Raw genomic sequence first — 17,380 nt, 5'->3', positions numbered from 1 at the left:
CGCGGCATGAAGGGTACCTATCAGCATTGCGCCGAGAAGCATTTGCACCGATATTTGAACGAGTTTGATTTCCGCTGCAGCAATCGCGTTGCTCTTGGCGTGAACGATCTCGACCGTGCAGAAGTGCGTTGAAGGGTGCCGCTGGAAAGCGCCTCACCTATAAGACAACTAACTAGCCAAGAGGCGCCCTACGGCAAAAGCCGCCGCTCCCCCAAAAGGGAAAAAGGCAGAGCCAAAAACGAAACTGACCGACAAAGAACAATCCGAGCGATTCATGCAAACCGCTCGTGAGCTTGGCGTTGACGAGAGTGGCGAAAAGTTTGAGCGGGCCCTAGGAAAAATCACTTCGTTAACAGCCGCGAGGTCGGGTCGGGCAAAGTCATCCTGACCCCTTCACGTCGCCGACTTAGTCGTCCGTTAAGAAGCCGAATTGAGCGGGGCTGGACAGGCGAGCATGCGCCATAGCTGGAACAGGAAGAGGCACAAGAGTTCTCTGAGCCAGGCAAGGATGCGGCGGAAGTTGTGGCCCACGGCCGAGAGGATGACGTTGGCGGCATCTCCTGCGCGGCCCTTGAGGTAGCAGCGTCCGAGGTGACCTTCGGTCTTCAGGTGTCCGATGATGGGCTCGATGGCGGAGCGGCGGCGCAGCTCGCGCTTGATGACACCGAAGACACCGCGCTTCTGGCCAGAGATGAAGACGCGACGGGGATTTTGTGCGTCGTGGCCGCGGTATCCCTTGTCGACATAGGCCCGCTCGATCGAACAGCCGGTGAGCGTCTCGGTGCGGTCAAGGACGTCCCGCAAGGTGTGACCATCGTACGGGTTATCGGGCATCGCCCTGGCGTGCAGCACGAACAGGCCACCGGGAGCCCGGCGGTTGTTGGTGACGATGGAGGCCTTCACGCCGAACTCGTAAGGTGCGCTGGCCTTGCCCTTGCCGATGCACTCGACCTCCGGAGCATGGAAGGAATACAGCTTCCAGCCGCGCTGGCGCTGCTGCTGCGAGCGGATCTGGGTGGCTCGGCTCAGCGGGAGGGCGAACGCCTCCTCCAGTACAGGCTGGCCCCCGATCTTGCGGCGGATGTCGCGGATGATCCGGCCCAGTCGGCTGCGCAAGATACGCAACTGCCGCTGATGCCGCCTGAACTGTTTGGCATGGGCGTAGCGGCCCGCCATCATCGCGGCGGCCTTGGCCACGCGAGAATAGGATTGCCGCAGCCTGACGCCGTGTCTTCTCGCCAGGCGGTTGAGGCCATTGATGGCCGCATGCAGCAGCTTGGCGTCGGTCGGAAAGGTGATGGCCTTCGGCTGCACCGTGGTGTCGACCGTGACCCGCTGGAGGTCTTGGCCACGTAACGCGCCGGCCTCGTGTGCCACCCGCAGGCTCTCGGCCAGCAAAAGCTCCAGCTTGTCGCCGAGCCGCCTGCGCCAGTGGCTCAGGTCCGAGCGCTCGTGCGGGAAGACGTGCTGGAAGAACTCTTCGCCGGTGAAGAACTGAAAATACGGGTCATGGACCCAGCGTTCGCAGACCCCCTCATCGGACAACCCGTAAATGTGCTTGAGCAACAGCAGCCCGATCACGAAGCGGGTCTCGATCCCGGGCCGGCCGTTCTCGCTGTAGAGCGGCGCGATATCGCCGTCGATCCAGTCCCAATCGACCTTGCCAGCGAGCAGAACCAGCTCGTGCTTCATGTTGATGATCTGGTCCAGCCGTGCCCGGAACAGATCGTTCGATCCCGTCGTCTTATGCTTCTTCGGCCGCATCGTCCCCCTCCGATGCAACATAGAATCATGGTCCGCAGCGAAGGGAAATCCATAAAACGAAATTGCAGGGTTTGGGCTTCTCAAGCTCCCAATCCCTGCAATCTCAAATGCCTCCGCATCCGAAAAACAGACTCCCGCTCAATCGCTTAGAGGCTTGTTCACGGACGACGACTTAGCCACCGCGCCGCATCTTGCGGTCCGGAGAAAGCACTCATCACGGATTTGGTGAAAGGCATCTTTTTTACTGCATCAGCAAGAGTCCTGCGGATGCCGCTTTCCTTCAGGTCTATATGGATTTGAGGTATGTCTCTCTTACATCCCCAGGGAAACTGATAGCTCTGGATAGCCTCTCGATTCCCTTCATTGTGCCATTTCCTGATCCACCATGCGTACAGGTCAGCGGCTTGGAGCGGCATAAATCTTTCATCTGGTCTGAAGATTGGCGTGCTGCCGATACGGCCTTGCGCCGCTGGATTCATCAATACCTTCATCCAGTCCCACATCTCCAAGATATGAACCTTTTCCGACTCGTCATCGAAGATGAAATCTACTGGATCGTTCCACTGCATGAATTTCTGCTGATGTATGGCCAAAATCTCAATGAGGCCGCGCGATGCGATGTAATATGGATTTTCAAGGTTTTCTCGCCCGAGCACGGTTTCTGTAACCAATTCGCGAACGGCCTTCTTGAGGGCGGCCGTATCAACCGCAATTGAGATGGCTGCTTGCATGTTGTGCTTTTCAATCAGTCGGTAAAAGTACGCAGCTATTTCTAGCCGCTCTTTCATCTCGAACATTTTGAACCGCGCCATTTGGGCATGGTCCAGTTGCGCTTTCCATTCATCTGAAAAGCTGGCCCACGTGTCAGCATCGGCAATATAGCCGGCCAAAACAAGCGACCGCTTATCGCCGGTACCACTGCCATCAATGTACGCCTGCAGCACCATCAGATGACGCGAGGGGTTTCCATTCTGGGCAAGCCGCTGACGAGGGCCCATGCATCTGCGGCGGCATGCCGGGCAGCCTTCATGGCCTACCCCGGGCCTGCATACCACTTGGGTACGGCAACTACAATGTGCCCAGACCGGCAGCCCTTCCTCGATGGACAAGACCCGAAAGTGTCCGCAACTGATTGCAGCTCGCCTGATCACGAGCCCACATTGCTTGAGCGCCGGCAGCATCAGCCTGGCCGATATACTTCCCTTTATCGAAGAAAAGCTGTCGATCGGCCTGTGGCGGAGCAATGAAAGTGGGCAGATGCAATGGTCTCCCGGATTCTACGAAGTGTTCGGACTGGACCCGCGTCAAACAGAGCCGTCCCCTGCCGAGATCGACAGGAGAATTCATCCCGAGGACGGCGGCCGCGTCCGCAGGTTCGGACAGCGATCAATCGCCCATGCGACACTCGAGGGTGAATTTCGGATCATCCGGCACAACGGCACCTTGCGCAGGATTTGCGCCCGAGCCGAGCCGTTGCCGGACCCGACCGCAAGCCGCAATGGATGCTTGGCCTTGCTGCCGATGTCACGGAAAAGCAAAACTTGTCCGAGGCTCTCAACATTGCAACGGAGCGCTCGAGAGCTCTGGCGCGGCTCGTTCGGGGGCTGGTATGGGACGGCCAGTTGTGATGGTCACATCAGCGCGTTTTCCGATCCAGACCCCTGCGTGGAATACGGCAATCCGGGAAAGTGGGCGGACCTTCTCCATGACAAGGAATGCGAACCCGTTTTGAGGGAGTGGCAAGTCTCCTTAGCAACGGGACAGCCATACGAGGTGGAGGCCCGGTTGCGGCAGGCAGATGGAGCTTACCGACGCGCATTAGGATAACTCGCAAGGGAGCGGAAAGGCGCATCGAAGCTCACGGGGAGGCAATTGCGAGCCGCACGGGGGATGCTGAACTGGTCGGTGAAGCAGGTGGCCAAGCGAAGCGGGTTTTCATGCGCCGTCATCAGGCAGCTCGAAGAGTACAATGACACGCTTCCCGGATCCGACGATCTGCTACAGACTCTGTTGACCACGTTTGCGGGTGCGGGAATTGAATTCACATTTCCGCTGGTCGGCAAGCAAGGTGTTCGGCCACAATGACTTGATACCTTCTCGGTGCCGAACTCACTGCCTGCGGCCATCGTGAAGTGGTGCGTCAGCTCGTCTGGTTTCCTCCGATAGTTCGGCAAGCGCTAACGACGCGCGTTTGCGAGCGCCTGCGGTGAGGGCATGCGGATAGCTCTCTGTCGCTTTTGGCTGCATCGAAATTGGGCTGGCGAGAACGGCCGGCGACCCGCCGGGGCCTCTTTAACGTGTCCCGCAATGTCGGTCGCCTGGCCAACATTACCCAACATTACTCAAATCTTCCTGCGTTGATCTAGGCAATCTCGTGCCGCATGTCGTGAATGAAGCGCCGACAGGCGGGCCGCCCAAGAGGCTCACCATTGCCTGCAACTCCCCTTGTCGGGATGACCTTCCAGGAGCGCTCTCGTGTCAGCAGCCCTTCGCATTCCAACGTGCAGCTCACACCTTCGAGCGCTCGGCGTGAAGATGATTTGCTCCCAAGCCCAAGGAATGTGACGCAGCAACATGGATACGCTACTTATCGCGGCCTTCGAGATTTTGAGCTTTGGTGCCATCGTTGTGCTGGTCGTGCTCGGGCTCGGGATCATTGCCAGCATGATGGGCATCTTCAACTTCGCGCAAGGCGAGTTCGTCCTGCTCGGCGCGTACGTCACTTATCTCGTGCACAGCGTCGGTTTACCGGTCCCGCTCGGCATGCTTGCCGCGCCCGTCGCGGTCGGCACGCTTGGCTTCGTCCTGGAAAAACTGGTCGTACGACGATTCTATGCCGCTCCAATTGTCGCCATGCTCGGCACCTATGCGCTCGGGCTGATCATTCGCGAAGCCGTGCGCGGCCTGACCGGGGGGCTTTATCTCTCGGTCCCGGAGCCAATCAGTGGCTCTATTACGATCGGTAGTCTGCATTTCGCCTCCTGGCGCGGCGTCATCGTCATCATCACTTTGCTGGTCATGGCCGCGAGCCATGCACTGCTCGCCTACACCTCGTTCGGCCTGCGAGTCCGCGCCTCGCTGGAGAATCCACAGCTGGCGCGTGCCTCAGGCATCTCCACGGGCATGATCTACAGCGTCACCTTTGCCTTTGGTGCGGCGCTCGCGGGTCTCGCCGGCGCGCTGATCGTGCCGGTCTTTTCACTATTTGCCGATCTCGGCATCCGCTTTCTTATCCAGGGTTTCGTTGCCGTGATGGTCGGTGGCGTCGGGTCCTTCGCGGGCCCGGTCGCTGGCGCCAGCGTCATCGGTACGTTCAGCGCTTGGCTGCCTTGGCTGATGTCACCGGTCATCGCCGACGTTCTGGTGTTCGTGCTCGCCATCATTTTCATCAAGTTCCGGCCGCAAGGCCTTGTTTCGGGAAGAGGGGTCAATCGATGATCAACGCCAGCCGTCAACTGAGCCGCCGCCGCTTTCTCGGCAATCTCGGCTTCGCCTCCGCCGCCATCGCGGCGGGTCCGGGCAGCTGGGTGATCCGTCCGGATTGGGCAAATGCTGCGGAAGGTCCGATCAGGCTCGGCATTGCGACCGACCTTACGGGGTCACTCGGCTTTGCCGGCAACACCGACGCCAATGTCGCTCGCATGCTGGTCAAGGAGATCAATGACTCCGGCGGCCTGTTGGGACGCCCGATCGAACTCCTGATTGAGGATACTGCCTCCGACGAATCCGTCGCCGTAGGAAATGTGCGCAAGCTGATCCAGCGAGACAAGGTCGATCTGGTGATCGGCGGTATTTCGAGCTCGATGCGCAATGCGATCAAGGACGTCATTATCTCTCGCGGCAAGACGCTCTATATTTATCCCGAGGGTTACGAAGGTAAAGAATGCACACCCTATCTGTTCTGCACCGGCCCGGTACCGGCACAGAATTGCGACCAGTTCATTCCCTGGTTGATCAAGAATGGTGGCAAGCGCTTTGCGCTGCCTGGCTCCAATTATGTCTGGCCGCAAACGATCAACGCCTATGCGCGCAAGGTGATCGAGAGCAGCGGTGGCGAAGTCGTCTTCGAAGAATACTACCCGCTCGATCAGATCGACTTTTCGTCGACGGTCAGCCGCATCATATCCAACAAAGTCGACGTGGTGTTCAACGCCATTGTGCCGCCGGGCGTGAGCCCGTTCTTCAAACAGCTTTATCAAGCCGGCTTCTCCAAAAACGGCGGGCGGCTGGGGTGCGTCTATTACGACGAAAATTTCCTGGAAATGAACCAGGCCCAGGAGATTGAAGGGCTTGCGAGCAGCCTCGACTACTACAAGGTGCTCGCGGCGGAGGATCCGGTGAGCGCCAGGATTCAGTCGGCTTACGACAAGCAGTTCCCTGCCAAGTTCCGATTCTCTGCAGGCAGCGCTGCGACCGGCACCTATCGAGGATTGAAGCTGTGGGAGGCTGCAGTGAAGGAGGCCGGTACAATTGACCGTGACGCGGTAGCCGCCGCGCTCGACCACGCCAAGATTGCGGAAGGGCCGGGCGGGCCCGCCGAAATGGCGCCCGGCAAGCGCCACTGCAGGATGAACATGTACATTGGAGTGGCGAAGGGCGGCCAGTACGAGATTGTCGCGCGTAGCGCCGGCCTGGTCGATCCGAAGGAGTGCTGATGTCATCGACCGGCACCGGCATACAGCCCCCGCCACACGTGATTGAAGCTGCTCGTTCGCCCGGCATGGCATCTGCCTTCGCCGGGCGAATGAAGGTGCTTCCGATTCTCGAAGTGGCATTGCTCATTGCAGCTTCGATCGCACCGCTCGTCCTGCGGGATTACATCACTGTCTATGCGACGCGAGTGCTCATCCTGTGCCTCTTTGCGTTGTCGTTCGACCTGGTGTGGGGCTATGCCGGGATTTTGAGCTTGGGTCAGTCGTTGTTCTTCGGCATGGCCGGCTACGGAGTGGCGCTGCTTTCACGCGACTTCGGAGTCGGATCGATTTTTGCCGTCCTCCCGGCTGGAACCCTGATCGGTTTTGTGGCGGCATTGTTGCTGGCTGGTTTCCTGCTGCTTGGCCGTCACCCCTCCAGTGTGGTCTTCGTTTCGCTTGGTACGATGACCGGAGCTTACACAGCTGACCGGCTTGCGAGAGGCTCTCATTACCTTGGCGGCCAGAACGGTATCCCTTCGATCCAACCGATGACAATCGGCTCATACCAACTGAGCGAGGGACCAGGGTTTTACTACCTGGTGCTCGCCATTCTGGTTCTGATCTACCTTCTGTCGCGCTTTTTGTTGAGGTCGCAGTTCGGTCTGGCGCTGGCGGGATTGCGAGAGAACGAACAGCGCATCGCCTTCTTCGGGTACAAAGTGCAACATTTGAAGGCGATCATATTCGCAATCAGCGGCGCGATCGCAGGGACTGCCGGCAGCCTCTATGCGTTTCACGAGGGGTTTGTCTGGACCAACATGCTGGGCGTGGTCATGTCGACCCAGGTCGTACTCTACGTCCTGTTCGGCGGCTCCGGGACATTGATCGGCGCGGTCATCGGCACCGCGATTGTCGAGGGCCTCAGCTTCTGGCTCTCCGACAACTATCGCGATATTTGGCCGATCATACTCGGCGTTCTGCTGTTGCTCGTCATTTTGTTCCGGCCACTCGGCTTGATCAGCCTGGTGCTGGGCGAGCGGGAACGTGTAGGTCATTTCGGCCCGAGCCTGAAGGAAAAGCGCAATGCCGCTCCTTGAAGCCGTGGGCATCTCCAAGGTCTTCGGCAAGCTCACCGCGCTAGACGGAGCGGCGCTCACGGTCGGCGAAAGAGAGTTTCATGGCCTGATCGGGCCGAACGGCTCGGGCAAGAGCACGCTGATGAAGTGTCTTGCAGGTGCGCTGGTGCCGACGCAGGGCAAGGTGACGTTCATCAATACTGACGTCACCTCGTTGACGCCGCCAGAGCGTGCGCGAGCGGGCATGAGCCTGAAATTCCAGATCACCGCCGTGCTACCTGCCCTCACGCTTTACGACAACATCCTGCTCGCGCTGCAGGCCCGGTCCTCACTGCTGGATCTGGCGTTCTCGCGTAGTCGGGGACGACTGCACGAGGAGGTCATGGCGATGCTCCTCCAGTTCCGGCTCGCCGATCGCGCCTTTGATGCTGCGGCGACCCTGTCTCATGGGCAGCAGCAATGGCTGGAGATCGCGATGGCGCTCGCTTGCCGGCCGCGCCTTCTGCTGTTGGACGAGCCGACCGGTGGCATGAGCCTCGAGGAGCGCCGCGTCACGGGCGAGTTGCTGCAGCCGATCAAACAGCATTGCTCGCTCCTGATCGTGGAGCACGACCTAGATTTCATCCGCGACATCTGCGACCGCCTGACTGTGCTCGATCAGGGCAAGGTGCTGGCGTCAGGGACGGTTGCCGAGATCCAGGCCAACAGAAGTGTCCAGGAGATCTATTTGCGCCGTGCCTGAATTCCTCAATATCAAGCATCTCGACGCCGGCTATGGACGCAGCCAGGTCTTGTTCGGCGTCAATATGGCCGTCCCGCCGCGCGGCGGTGTGGCCGTCCTTGGCCGCAACGGCGCCGGAAAGAGCACGCTCATGAAGGCGATCGTGGGCGAACTGCCGGCATGGAAGGGCGGCGTGCAGTTCGGCGGCCGGGACATCGATCGCCGCCGCACCGAAGAGCGGGTGCGGGCCGGTATTGGATATGTGCCGCAAGAGCATTCGGTGTTCGCGCGCCTGTCCGTGCGCGACAATCTCGCCGTCGGATCGCTTTTGCACCGCGATGGATCGGCAGTGGACCGGGTCATGAGGATGTTTCCAAAACTCGGCCAGCGCCTGGATCAGCCGGCCGGAACGCTGTCCGGTGGCGAGCGCAAGATGCTCGCAATCGCCCGCGCGATGCTCGGCAACCCTAAGCTTCTCCTATTGGATGAGCCGACCGAGGGTGTCTGGATCGGCGTCATCGAGGAGATCACCGAGCGCTTGATGGAGCTGGCCAGAGAGATCGCCATCATCATCGTTGAGCAACATCTCGATCTTGCAATGCGTGTCGCGGAGCACGCCTATGTGCTCGATCGCGGCCGTGTCGCGCTGTCGGGCCCCTCGCAGCAATTACGCGACGACCCGCGGCTCCTGACGTATCTGGCGCCGTAGAGGCGTCCCCGGCTGCCATCACAGCCCGAAAGATGGCGCCTTGAAGTTCCTTGCGATGGCCGAACAGAGAGGAACGATGTCCAAAACCATGAGCGATTTTGTGAATGCGTGCCAAGTCGTCGATGTCCATGAACATCACATACCCGAGGTCGCACATAGCCGGGACGTAAATCTGTTGAAACTGTTTCAACAGAGCTATGCGGCTTGGACAAGCAACGTCCTGCCATCCGAGCCCAAGGCGACGGGCGACATGTTATCTACCGCTACCGAGCCGACCACCTGGGAAGCCCTTGCGGCGTTCCTGGAGAAGAGCGGATCGAACGCATTCGTTCGCAACCTCGCCGGCGGTGTTGCCGAGCTTTACGGCGTCGCCGAGACCGGAATCACGCGCGACAACTGGGAGGCGGTAGACGCTTCCGTGCGCTTACGCCACAAGGAGGCGACATGGCCAAGTGAAGTCATTGGGCGCGCCGCCATCGGGCGGATCGTAACGGACCCTTTTCTCGATCCGTTGATGGATCCGCGCCCGGGTCTTGGACAAAACTACGATGCGGTCCTCCGGATCAACGCATTCGCCCTCGGCTGGCACCCGGAATCCCGCGATCACAATGGAAATTGCGGCCATACGTTGCTGCGGCGCCTTGGCATGGAGGTGAAAACCTTTGACGATTATTGCAATGCAATCCGCGAGCTGGTAGCCGGCTCCGCCCTGCGCAATCACGTTGCGCTCAAAAACGCGCTCGCCTATGACCGGGACCTAAGCTTTGACGAACCGAACGAGGACCTGGCTCGGCAGGCCTGGGGACAAAGGTCTCCATCCCGTGCGGCGCGCAAGGCTTTCTGCGACTTTGTCGTCGACCTGTTTTGTCAGCTCGCAGGCGAGGCCGACCTGCCAGTCCAAACGCACCTTGGAACGGCAATCATCAGCGGCTCCCACCCGCTACGCATGATCGGGTTGATTGAGCGTCATCCTCGGACGCGCTTTCTGCTGATGCATTTGGCCTATCCCTGGAGCCGGGACTTATTGGGAATGGCCTTTGTGTACCGTAATGTCTGGCTTGATTTGTGCTGGTCCTTTCTGTTGAGCCCGTCACATTTCAAGCTCGCCCTGCACGAGGCCATTGAAGTCTTGCCGGATGAATCGCGAATGATGATCGGAGGAGATTGTCTTCACGTCGAGGAGACGTTTGCCGCGGTACAGGGCGCACGCCGGCTCATCGGCGAGGTTCTGAACGAAAAGGTCGCGAAGGGTTACTTTCGATCCCGAGACGCAGAGCGCCTGGCGGTCAGAATCCTTGGCGAGAACGCGAGGGAGTTTTTCAGACTGTCCTGAACGCTGCCCTTTGTTACGCGATTTTACCCAAACGCGAGCGTAAGAGGCTGCTTGAAACCAAAAGGGACGGATAGCTTTCCGCCTACCGCGCTCCCCGAGGGAAAGAGCAGGGCGCGTGATTTAAGGCCATGAGCCAAGGGGAGGTCAGTTCGATGTTGAATGATCACCGGCAACTCAGCCGCCGCCGCTTTCTCGGCAATTTCGCCTTTGCGTCTGCGGCCGTTGCGGCCGGCCCGGGCAGCTGGGTGATCCGTCCTGACTGGGCCAACGCCGCCGAAGGCCCGATCAGGATTGGCATTGCCACCGACCTTACGGGGGCACTCGGCTTTGCCGGGAATACCGACGCCAATGTCGCTCGCATGGTCGCGAGCGAGATCAACGAGAACGGTGGTCTCCTGGGACGCCCGATCGAGCTCCTGATCGAGGACACTGCGTCCAACGAGTCGGTTGCTGTCGGCAATGTCCGCAAGCTGGTTCAGCGAGACAAGGTCGACCTGGTGCTTGGCGGCATTGCGAGCTCGATGCGCAACGCCATCAAGGACATCATCATCTCTCGTGGCAGGACGCTCTACATCTATCCGCAGGCCTACGAAGGCAGGGAGTGCACGCCCTATCTGTTTTGCACCGGGCCGGTACCGGCGCAGAATTGCGACCGGTTCATTCCGTGGTTGATCAAGAACGGTGGCAGACGCTTTGCGCTGCCTGGCTCCAACTACGTCTGGCCGCAAACAATCAATGCCTATGCGCGCAAGGTGATCGAGAGCAGCGGCGGCGAGGTGGTGTTCGAGGAGTACTACCCGCTCGACCAGATCGATTTTTCATCCACCGTGAGCCGCATCACGTCCAACAAGGTAGACGTCGTATTCAACAGCGTTATCCCCCCGGGCGTCGGCTCGTTCTTCAAACAGCTTTATGAAGCGGGCTTTTCCAGGAATGGGGGACAGCTGGGCTGCGTCTACTATGATGAGAACACGCTCGAAATGAACCAGGCTCACGAGATCGAAGGCCTCGCCAGCAGCCTCGACTATTACAAGGCGCTCACCGTGGAGGACCCGGTGAGCGCCAAAATCCAGTCGGCCTACGAAAAGCAGTTTCCAGGCAAGTTCCGGTTCTCAGCAGGCAGCGCCGCGACCGGCACTTATCGAGGACTGAAGCTGTGGGAAGCCGCAGTGAGGGAAGCCGGTACAATTGACCGCGAGGCCGTCGCCGCCGCGCTTGACCACGCAAGGATTTCGCAAGGGCCTGGCGGGCCGGCGGAGATGGTGCCGGGCAAGCGCCACTGCAGGATGAACATGTACATTGGTGTGGCAAAGGCCGGCCAATACGAGATCGTCGCCCGTAGCGCCGGCCCGGTCGAGCCGAAGGAGTGTTGAATGCCGCATGTTGCGCGGGCGAGCATCGCCGGCGCCGCCTGCGGGCAAATCGTGGTGGCTATGTCCCGCGATAGTTCGGCGGCCTCTTCTCAAAGAAGGCGTTCATTCCCTCCTGCTGGTCAGCTGTCCTGAAAGCGTGACGTATCGCTTGCCGCTCGAACTCGAGCCCGACGTCCAGCGTGGTCTGAAACGCTGCGAGAACGGCCGCTTTGGCAAGTTCAGCCGAACGGGGAGGCTTTTGCGCAATCAGATCGGCTATTTCGAGCGCTCGCGTCTGTGCCCGGCCGCTTTCGACAACTTCCGCGACAAGGCCTGCCTGCATCGCCATGCGGGCCGTAATGGACTGGCCGCTCAGGATCATCAGCATGGCCAGAGATTTGCCAGCCACACGAGTTAGCCTTTGCGTTGCGCCGTCACCCGGCAATATCCCGATGTTGATCTCAGGCTGCGCAAAGACCGCCCCTTCGCCTGCTATCACGATATCCGCGAGCAGCGCCAATTCGTGGCCGCCGCCGAAGCAAATGCCCTCGACCGCGGCAATGAGGGGCTTGGGGAAATTGGCTATGTCCCGCCAGGCAGAACGTCGCGCGGAATTGTCGATTGCCTCAAAGCCGCGTTCTCGCATCTCCTTGATGTCGGCTCCGGCAGAGAAGAACGCATCGCTGCCACAAAGCACGACACAGCGGACATCCTCATCGGTTGCGGCACGGCGCAAGGTGGCGCCAAGCTCCCCGATCAGCTGGTTGCTCAAGGCGTTTCGTTTCGATGTCCTATTCAGCGTCAATAGGCGCACGTGGGGCGCGACAGATGTCGACAGGATGAGATCGGGCGTCTCGGTCATGGAGCGATTCTCCGGAAGGAATATGACGTCACGCCTTAGACTGAAATCGATTTCTTAGCAACGGAGCTTTTCGGGGCTTCATTTTAGCTAGTTTGGCTCTTGGGGCGCTGGCTCGACGCGGCTTCGCCAGCAGTGTGGCTGACCTGCCCCTTAGAAAATGGCTTGACTCGTGGTTCCAAATGCTTATCTTTTATGAAATCGATTTCATGGATCGACGGAATAGATACCCGATACTGCGGGAAACCGGAAGCGTGCGGCCGGCGTGAGTGGGCTGCATCAGAGGGATCTCATTGACGCTGCGACGCGCTCTTGTGACGCCGCGCTGTCCAACAAGAATATCGGCTTCTTCAGAAGCGCGCTTTGAGCAACAGAGGAAGGCTGGCCATGAGGATGGCATGGAATCTGGCGCGCGCTTCATGCGAGCCGCCGCGCAAGTCGCAAGCAGCAATGGAGGCGTCCTGCGCGACCGAGGCCGTGCGATGGCCGCTCGTGAGGCGAGGCCCGCAAATAAGTGAGGCGAGGCAGGCTTATCGCCAGCATGCCGGCCACCTTTTGCGCCTGCGCTTTCGCCGGCCGGCCTGCTCGATGCCGCCGCTCTCGTAGACCCCGCCGCGGCGGGCGCAGTTGAGCCGACGAGCGGCTGCTCGTTCTCGCCCGACCCGCAATACCATTCACGTCATCAATAGAGCCCGAGGACCCATGAACATTGTTGCTCAGCCCAGCGCTGCATCCATCCAGCTTGACAGTCCAGTCGCGAATAGACGGATGACCGCCGGCCTCGGAGGAGGCGTAGCTCTGGAGTGGTACGACTGGAACATCTATGGCGCGATGGCGGCGTTTCTCTCGCCTCACTTCTTTCCTTCTGATGATCCGACGACTTCGCTGCTCGCGGGACTGGCGGTGTACGGGGCGGGTTTCTTCGCTCGGCCCCTGGGCGCGGCGCTGCTGGGGCCGGTCGCCGATCGCATCAGCCACAAACGCGTCATGCTGATCTCGGTCACGGCCATGGCGGTTTGCTCGCTATTGATATCCTTATTGCCGACCTACAAGGACATTGGCGTCACGGCGGCCGTGGCGCTGCTCATCATGCGACTGATTCAGGGGCTTGCAACGGGCGCTGAAGCTGGTGTCGCCAACGCCATCGCGATTGAACTGGCGCCGCCCGGGAAGGAGGGACGTTTTCTTGGTCTAATCGGCGGCACGTTCATCCAGCTGGGAAACCTCGGATCCAGTCTGGTTGCCTTCCTGGTGAGCGCCTCGGTGGCTCCCGATGTGATGCGCGAGTGGGCTTGGCGCATACCCTTCGCGGTCGGTGGCGTGCTGGGCCTGTTGATCATCTATCTGCGCACCGCGGTGCCGGAAACCTTGATCCATCGGGCCATGCATAGGCAGGATGAGGCTTCGCGCATTCGGGAGACGACGGGCGGGGTGTGGAAGACGCTGTGGAGCGTGCGGCTATCCCTGCTGACTGTCATCCTGGTGATCGGGTCGATGCAGATTGCCAATTATGCCTGGAATGCCGGGCTGCCCAACATGGCCAACACTGTGTTCAAGGAGAACAGCACCTCTGTGTACGGGATCATGACATTGATGGTCCTGACCTGGATGCTGTCCGCACCTTTTGTCGGCGCCTTCGCGGACAAGGTACGGCCCTCGCGTGCTTTCACGCTGCTGCGGCTGCTGCTCATCCCGTGCTTCTTCCTGACGCTGCTCTACTCCGAAAAGAGCATCTCCACGTTTTTCTTTGTCACGGTATTCGGGGGCGCCATCGTGGGCTTCAACATGGCCCTCTACAACTTCATCGCCACCACGCTGATGCCGCGTGCGGTACGGACAACGGGAGTAGCTCTTGGCTATGCACTCGGTGTTTCGCTGTTTGGCGGAACGTCACCCTATCTGATGGTCTGGCTGCAACGCGAGCAAATTGCCTGGATGTTTCCCGTGTACGGCTCGTTCGTCGCGCTGCTCAGCGTCGTCGTCTACCGGGTCGCCAAGAAGCGCGGCCGCGTCTACATCGGTGATTGAAGGCGCTTTGCCTGCTGCATTCCGCTGCGCCAAGGCAGACGCAAGTGTTTCTTATTCGAGACAAGGCAATGATCGCGGCAAACCTCACTTGCGGACCGGCGAATTCCTGAACTGGAGTCCAATGAATGAAAACGCCTTCATCGCCGCACTTCACGCCCGTGGACTTGAAGCCATATTTCAACGCCAGGCGTGCAAATGCCGGTGAAGGTTTTGCCAGCCGCCCGGGCGACACTGGCTGGATCGATTCCCTTCGCGGTCCGAAGATCCATCGCGGCATGCCCTTTCTCTTCGGCAGCGATACAGGGCCGGATGTGCTGGAGCTGCGCCCCGGGGCACCTCCTGTTGCCATCGCGCTGCCACCGACAATGGCGAGCTATGTGTTGTTCGTGCAAGTGGCGGCAGACCGACCCAGCGCAAGCCCCATGGGTTTCGGAGAGATCGGCCCGGCCACGCTGCCTGTGGAAGGCAATCCACTCGGCGATCTGGTCGCGACATACACGCTCTGCTACGCCGACGGCAGCGAGACCGACGTGCCGGTGCTGCGCAGGTTCGCGATCCAGCAGAACCACATCTCCTGGAGTGCGAGTGCGTTCGCTGCCCTGCCGCTACGCGCACCGATCGTGCACGCAAGCACCGGCGAGGACTTCGTACTCGGCAGAGTGCCGGGTGCGAGCTTCTTCCTGGGCGAGGCCCGCACCGAATCCGGACGCATGGACCGGCAAGGCGAGAACCTGTGGCTTTACGCGCTCCCGAACCCCTATCCAGACAAGGAGCTTTCCGCGTTAAGTTTGCGCGCGGGACAGGAACTCTCGCTCGTCTTTGCGGCGACCACGACAATCCTCACCCAGCATCCGCTGCGCCTTCAGGGCCGCCGCAAGCTCAAGGTGCGGCTGCCGCCCGGGGTCCATCTGAACAAGCTTGGCGAGCTCGATGTCGACGATCGGGGCGAGCAGATCGGCATGGACCTCGGCACGGTCATCTCGGCCCGCGCAGTGCTCGAGTACTCCAGAGCGGATTGGCTTGGCGCCAAAGTTGATGTGCAGCCCGTGCGCTCCGGGAACGAAGTCATCGTCGAGTACTCCGCACATCCGGACGCAAGGCTCTATCTGCGCTCTGACGATGGCCGCTTGCACGTCTTCGAGCTTCGCTCGCTGGAAGCTGCCGGCGATGCAGGAGGCGCGCCGCTCAATGTGACCACAATCGAACCGGCCACAAGGCCGGTCAGGATCCGCATCGTAGAGAAGGGCAGTGGCATGCGTGTTGCCGCGCGCCTGCATCTGCACGGTGCGCACGGGGAGTATCTGCCGCCCAAGGGGCATCACCGCAAGGTCAACACCGGCAAGTTCGAAGACTTCGCCGGCGAGTTTGCCAACGGGCTGAACCAGTACGCCTATGTGGACGGCAGCTGCGAGGCGGACCTGCCGCTCGGGCCCGTGTTCGTCGAGATCTGCAGGGGCTTTGAGGTGATTCCGCTACGCACCATCGTCGAAATCACTGCGTCCACCGACAATCTCACTTTTGAGCTCGATCGTGTCCTGCGCTGGCGCGAACAGGGATGGGTCAGCTCCGATACGCACGTCCATTTCCTGAGTCCGCAGACAGCTCTGCTCGAGGGCAAGGCTGAGGGTGTCAACGTCGTCAACCTGCTCGCGGCACAATGGGGCGAGCTATTCACCAACGTCGCTGATTTCGACGGCCGCACGACGATCGGGGCAAAGGATTTCGGTGGGGACGGAGAGTTTCTGGTTCGGGTCGGCACGGAGAACCGAATGCAGGTTCTGGGGCACATATCGCTGCTCGGCTACGAAGGCGAGATGATCAATCCGCTCTCTTGCGGCGGGTCCAACGAAGCTGCGATCGGCGATGTCCTTGAAGCGACCATGGCCGACTGGGCGGAGCGCTGCCGTCACCAAGGGGGACTGGTCGTGATGCCGCACGCGCCGAACCCGCAAGCCGAGCGGGCGGCCGACATTGTGCTCGGCCTTGTCGACGCCATCGAAATGATGTCGTTCAACCCGCGGACCGCGCAGATCAGCGCGTTTGGCCTGGCCGACTGGTACCGCTATCTCAACATCGGATACCATCTGCCGCTGGTAGCCGGCTCCGACAAGATGGACGCGGCCGCACTCCTCGGCGGTTCGCGGACCTATGTGCGGCTGGGCGAGCGCGACTTCACCTATCGCAATTGGATGGAGGCCGTGCGTCGCGGGGATACGTTCATCACCGTCGGGCCTCTGGTTGAGATGATCGTCGAAGGCCAGCGTCCCGGGAGCACGATCCCGCTTTCCCGTTCAGGCGGCACGCTTGGCATCGACTGGCGCATCGAATCGGTCAGCGTCGCACCGACACGGCTGGAGCTGATCCGTAACGGCACGGTGGTCGAGGAAGTCCGATGTGCCAGCTTGTCGTGCAAAGGTCAGCTCTCGCTGCACATCACCGAGTCCTGTTGGATCGCGCTACGCGTGCGGGGCAGTGTCGCTGGACGCGAGGCTGACATCGCGGCGCACACCAGTGCTGTCTACGTCACAGTTGGCGAGATGCCCATCTTTGCCACTGCGGACGCCGTGGCGGTCCTTGCGCAAATCGAGGGGTCGATCGCCTATATGGATACGCTTGCCCCGAAGTCCAATGAGGCGCGACACGCGCGGCTGCGAGCCACCCTGGAACTTGCGCATCATCGCCTGCATCACAAGCTGCACGAGCTCGGCGCCAGCCACCACCATGCGCCCGTTCACTCCGTTCACGCTGAACGCGAGCATTGAAAACCTCTGTGCCGTCGGCTCTTGGGAGGTGTCGTGGCATAGTCGCCGATCTACTTTTCGCGCGACAATGAATGGGCGGGCAGCACTGCGTTTCGACCGGCTCCTGGGGCCTTGGGGAGGTCAAACTACCTCCTTAACTGAA

At 60.5% G+C, this 17,380-nt stretch carries 14 protein-coding genes and 1 pseudogene; 12 read left to right on the top strand and 3 right to left on the bottom strand.

Translation table 11 applies throughout. The features are described from left to right. A pseudogene (locus ACM42_RS27120) lies at positions 1-176 on the top strand (IS1595 family transposase); the annotation flags it as partial. Positions 177-417: 241 nt separating this feature from the next. Here the strand turns inward: ACM42_RS27120 and ACM42_RS27115 are convergent. After that, positions 418-1,764, bottom strand: a complete 1,347-nt coding sequence (locus ACM42_RS27115) for an IS5 family transposase (protein ID WP_271530753.1) — start codon at positions 1,762-1,764, stop codon at positions 418-420. A 158-nt stretch (positions 1,765-1,922) separates the two neighbouring features. Continuing rightward, a complete protein-coding gene (locus tag ACM42_RS27110) occupies positions 1,923-2,711 on the bottom strand; it encodes a DUF3800 domain-containing protein (RefSeq protein ID WP_271530752.1) in 789 nt (262 codons plus the stop codon). A 154-nt stretch (positions 2,712-2,865) separates the two neighbouring features. Between ACM42_RS27110 and ACM42_RS27105 the strand changes: the two genes are divergently transcribed. The 9 genes from ACM42_RS27105 (at position 2,866) to ACM42_RS27065 (ending at position 11,610) form a co-directional block, all read left to right on the top strand. Then, positions 2,866-3,591 (top strand): PAS domain-containing protein, encoded by a 726-nt coding sequence (locus tag ACM42_RS27105; protein WP_271530751.1) that lies wholly within the window; start codon positions 2,866-2,868, stop codon positions 3,589-3,591. Between the two features lie 63 nt (positions 3,592-3,654). Beyond that, positions 3,655-3,849: a hypothetical protein gene (locus ACM42_RS27100; protein ID WP_208757082.1), complete on the top strand. Its 195-nt coding sequence runs from the start codon at positions 3,655-3,657 to the stop codon at positions 3,847-3,849. Positions 3,850-4,338: 489 nt separating this feature from the next. Then, on the top strand, positions 4,339-5,202 hold the full coding sequence (locus ACM42_RS27095; RefSeq protein ID WP_128948339.1) for a branched-chain amino acid ABC transporter permease: 864 nt from the start codon (positions 4,339-4,341) through the stop codon (positions 5,200-5,202). Further along, a complete protein-coding gene (locus tag ACM42_RS27090; RefSeq protein ID WP_271530750.1) occupies positions 5,199-6,419 on the top strand; it encodes a substrate-binding protein in 1,221 nt (406 codons plus the stop codon). Before ACM42_RS27095 ends, ACM42_RS27090 begins: the two co-directional genes overlap by 4 nt. 65 nt (positions 6,420-6,484) lie before the next feature. Further along, complete coding sequence (locus ACM42_RS27085; RefSeq protein ID WP_271531168.1) at positions 6,485-7,495, top strand: branched-chain amino acid ABC transporter permease; 1,011 nt, start codon at positions 6,485-6,487, stop codon at positions 7,493-7,495. Then, a complete protein-coding gene (locus ACM42_RS27080; RefSeq protein WP_128948340.1) occupies positions 7,482-8,216 on the top strand; it encodes an ABC transporter ATP-binding protein in 735 nt (244 codons plus the stop codon). The genes ACM42_RS27085 and ACM42_RS27080 overlap by 14 nt, the downstream gene beginning before the upstream one ends. After that, on the top strand, positions 8,209-8,904 hold the full coding sequence (locus tag ACM42_RS27075; RefSeq protein ID WP_128948341.1) for an ABC transporter ATP-binding protein: 696 nt from the start codon (positions 8,209-8,211) through the stop codon (positions 8,902-8,904). The genes ACM42_RS27080 and ACM42_RS27075 overlap by 8 nt, the downstream gene beginning before the upstream one ends. 76 nt (positions 8,905-8,980) lie before the next feature. Beyond that, complete coding sequence (locus ACM42_RS27070; protein WP_164937371.1) at positions 8,981-10,237, top strand: amidohydrolase family protein; 1,257 nt, start codon at positions 8,981-8,983, stop codon at positions 10,235-10,237. A 152-nt stretch (positions 10,238-10,389) separates the two neighbouring features. After that, the gene (locus ACM42_RS27065) at positions 10,390-11,610 is read left to right on the top strand and encodes a substrate-binding protein (RefSeq protein ID WP_271530749.1); all 1,221 of its coding nucleotides are present in this window, start codon (positions 10,390-10,392) and stop codon (positions 11,608-11,610) included. Positions 11,611-11,668: 58 nt separating this feature from the next. Here ACM42_RS27065 and ACM42_RS27060 read toward each other — a convergent pair whose 3' ends face one another. Continuing rightward, positions 11,669-12,451 carry an enoyl-CoA hydratase-related protein gene (locus tag ACM42_RS27060; protein WP_128948343.1) on the bottom strand — a complete coding sequence of 261 codons (783 nt, stop codon included), beginning with the start codon at positions 12,449-12,451 and terminating at the stop codon, positions 11,669-11,671. Positions 12,452-13,216: 765 nt separating this feature from the next. On the opposite strand from ACM42_RS27060, the gene ACM42_RS27055 reads away from it, so the two are divergent. Together ACM42_RS27055 and ACM42_RS27050 are read left to right on the top strand one after the other, a co-directional pair. Next, the gene (locus tag ACM42_RS27055) at positions 13,217-14,476 is read left to right on the top strand and encodes an MFS transporter (RefSeq protein ID WP_164937373.1); all 1,260 of its coding nucleotides are present in this window, start codon (positions 13,217-13,219) and stop codon (positions 14,474-14,476) included. Positions 14,477-14,601: 125 nt separating this feature from the next. Beyond that, positions 14,602-17,238, top strand: coding sequence for a CehA/McbA family metallohydrolase (locus ACM42_RS27050; protein WP_271530748.1), 2,637 nt, complete (start codon positions 14,602-14,604; stop codon positions 17,236-17,238). Positions 17,239-17,380 lie beyond the last annotated feature (142 nt).

Origin of the sequence: Bradyrhizobium sp. CCBAU 25338 (assembly GCF_028128965.1) — a bacterium.
Lineage (GTDB): Bacteria > Pseudomonadota > Alphaproteobacteria > Rhizobiales > Xanthobacteraceae > Bradyrhizobium > Bradyrhizobium liaoningense.
The sequence above is the reverse complement of the archived record's forward strand: the minus strand, read 5'-3'. Positions and strand labels throughout refer to the sequence as shown.

Excerpts from the sequence above, each read along its gene's own strand:
- ACM42_RS27105 (WP_271530751.1), top strand. The coding sequence starts at position 2,866 with ATGGACAAGACCCGAAAGTGTCCGCAACTGATTGCAGCTCGCCTGATC.
- ACM42_RS27115 (WP_271530753.1), bottom strand. The coding sequence starts at position 1,764 with ATGCGGCCGAAGAAGCATAAGACGACGGGATCGAACGATCTGTTCCGG.
- ACM42_RS27055 (WP_164937373.1), top strand. The coding sequence starts at position 13,217 with ATGACCGCCGGCCTCGGAGGAGGCGTAGCTCTGGAGTGGTACGACTGG.
- ACM42_RS27085 (WP_271531168.1), top strand. The coding sequence starts at position 6,485 with ATGGCATCTGCCTTCGCCGGGCGAATGAAGGTGCTTCCGATTCTCGAA.
- ACM42_RS27090 (WP_271530750.1), top strand. The coding sequence starts at position 5,199 with ATGATCAACGCCAGCCGTCAACTGAGCCGCCGCCGCTTTCTCGGCAAT.
- ACM42_RS27100 (WP_208757082.1), top strand. The coding sequence starts at position 3,655 with ATGCTGAACTGGTCGGTGAAGCAGGTGGCCAAGCGAAGCGGGTTTTCA.
- ACM42_RS27095 (WP_128948339.1), top strand. The coding sequence starts at position 4,339 with ATGGATACGCTACTTATCGCGGCCTTCGAGATTTTGAGCTTTGGTGCC.
- ACM42_RS27060 (WP_128948343.1), bottom strand. The coding sequence starts at position 12,451 with ATGACCGAGACGCCCGATCTCATCCTGTCGACATCTGTCGCGCCCCAC.
- ACM42_RS27070 (WP_164937371.1), top strand. The coding sequence starts at position 8,981 with ATGTCCAAAACCATGAGCGATTTTGTGAATGCGTGCCAAGTCGTCGAT.
- ACM42_RS27050 (WP_271530748.1), top strand. The coding sequence starts at position 14,602 with ATGAAAACGCCTTCATCGCCGCACTTCACGCCCGTGGACTTGAAGCCA.
- ACM42_RS27080 (WP_128948340.1), top strand. The coding sequence starts at position 7,482 with ATGCCGCTCCTTGAAGCCGTGGGCATCTCCAAGGTCTTCGGCAAGCTC.
- ACM42_RS27065 (WP_271530749.1), top strand. The coding sequence starts at position 10,390 with ATGTTGAATGATCACCGGCAACTCAGCCGCCGCCGCTTTCTCGGCAAT.
- ACM42_RS27110 (WP_271530752.1), bottom strand. The coding sequence starts at position 2,711 with ATGGTGCTGCAGGCGTACATTGATGGCAGTGGTACCGGCGATAAGCGG.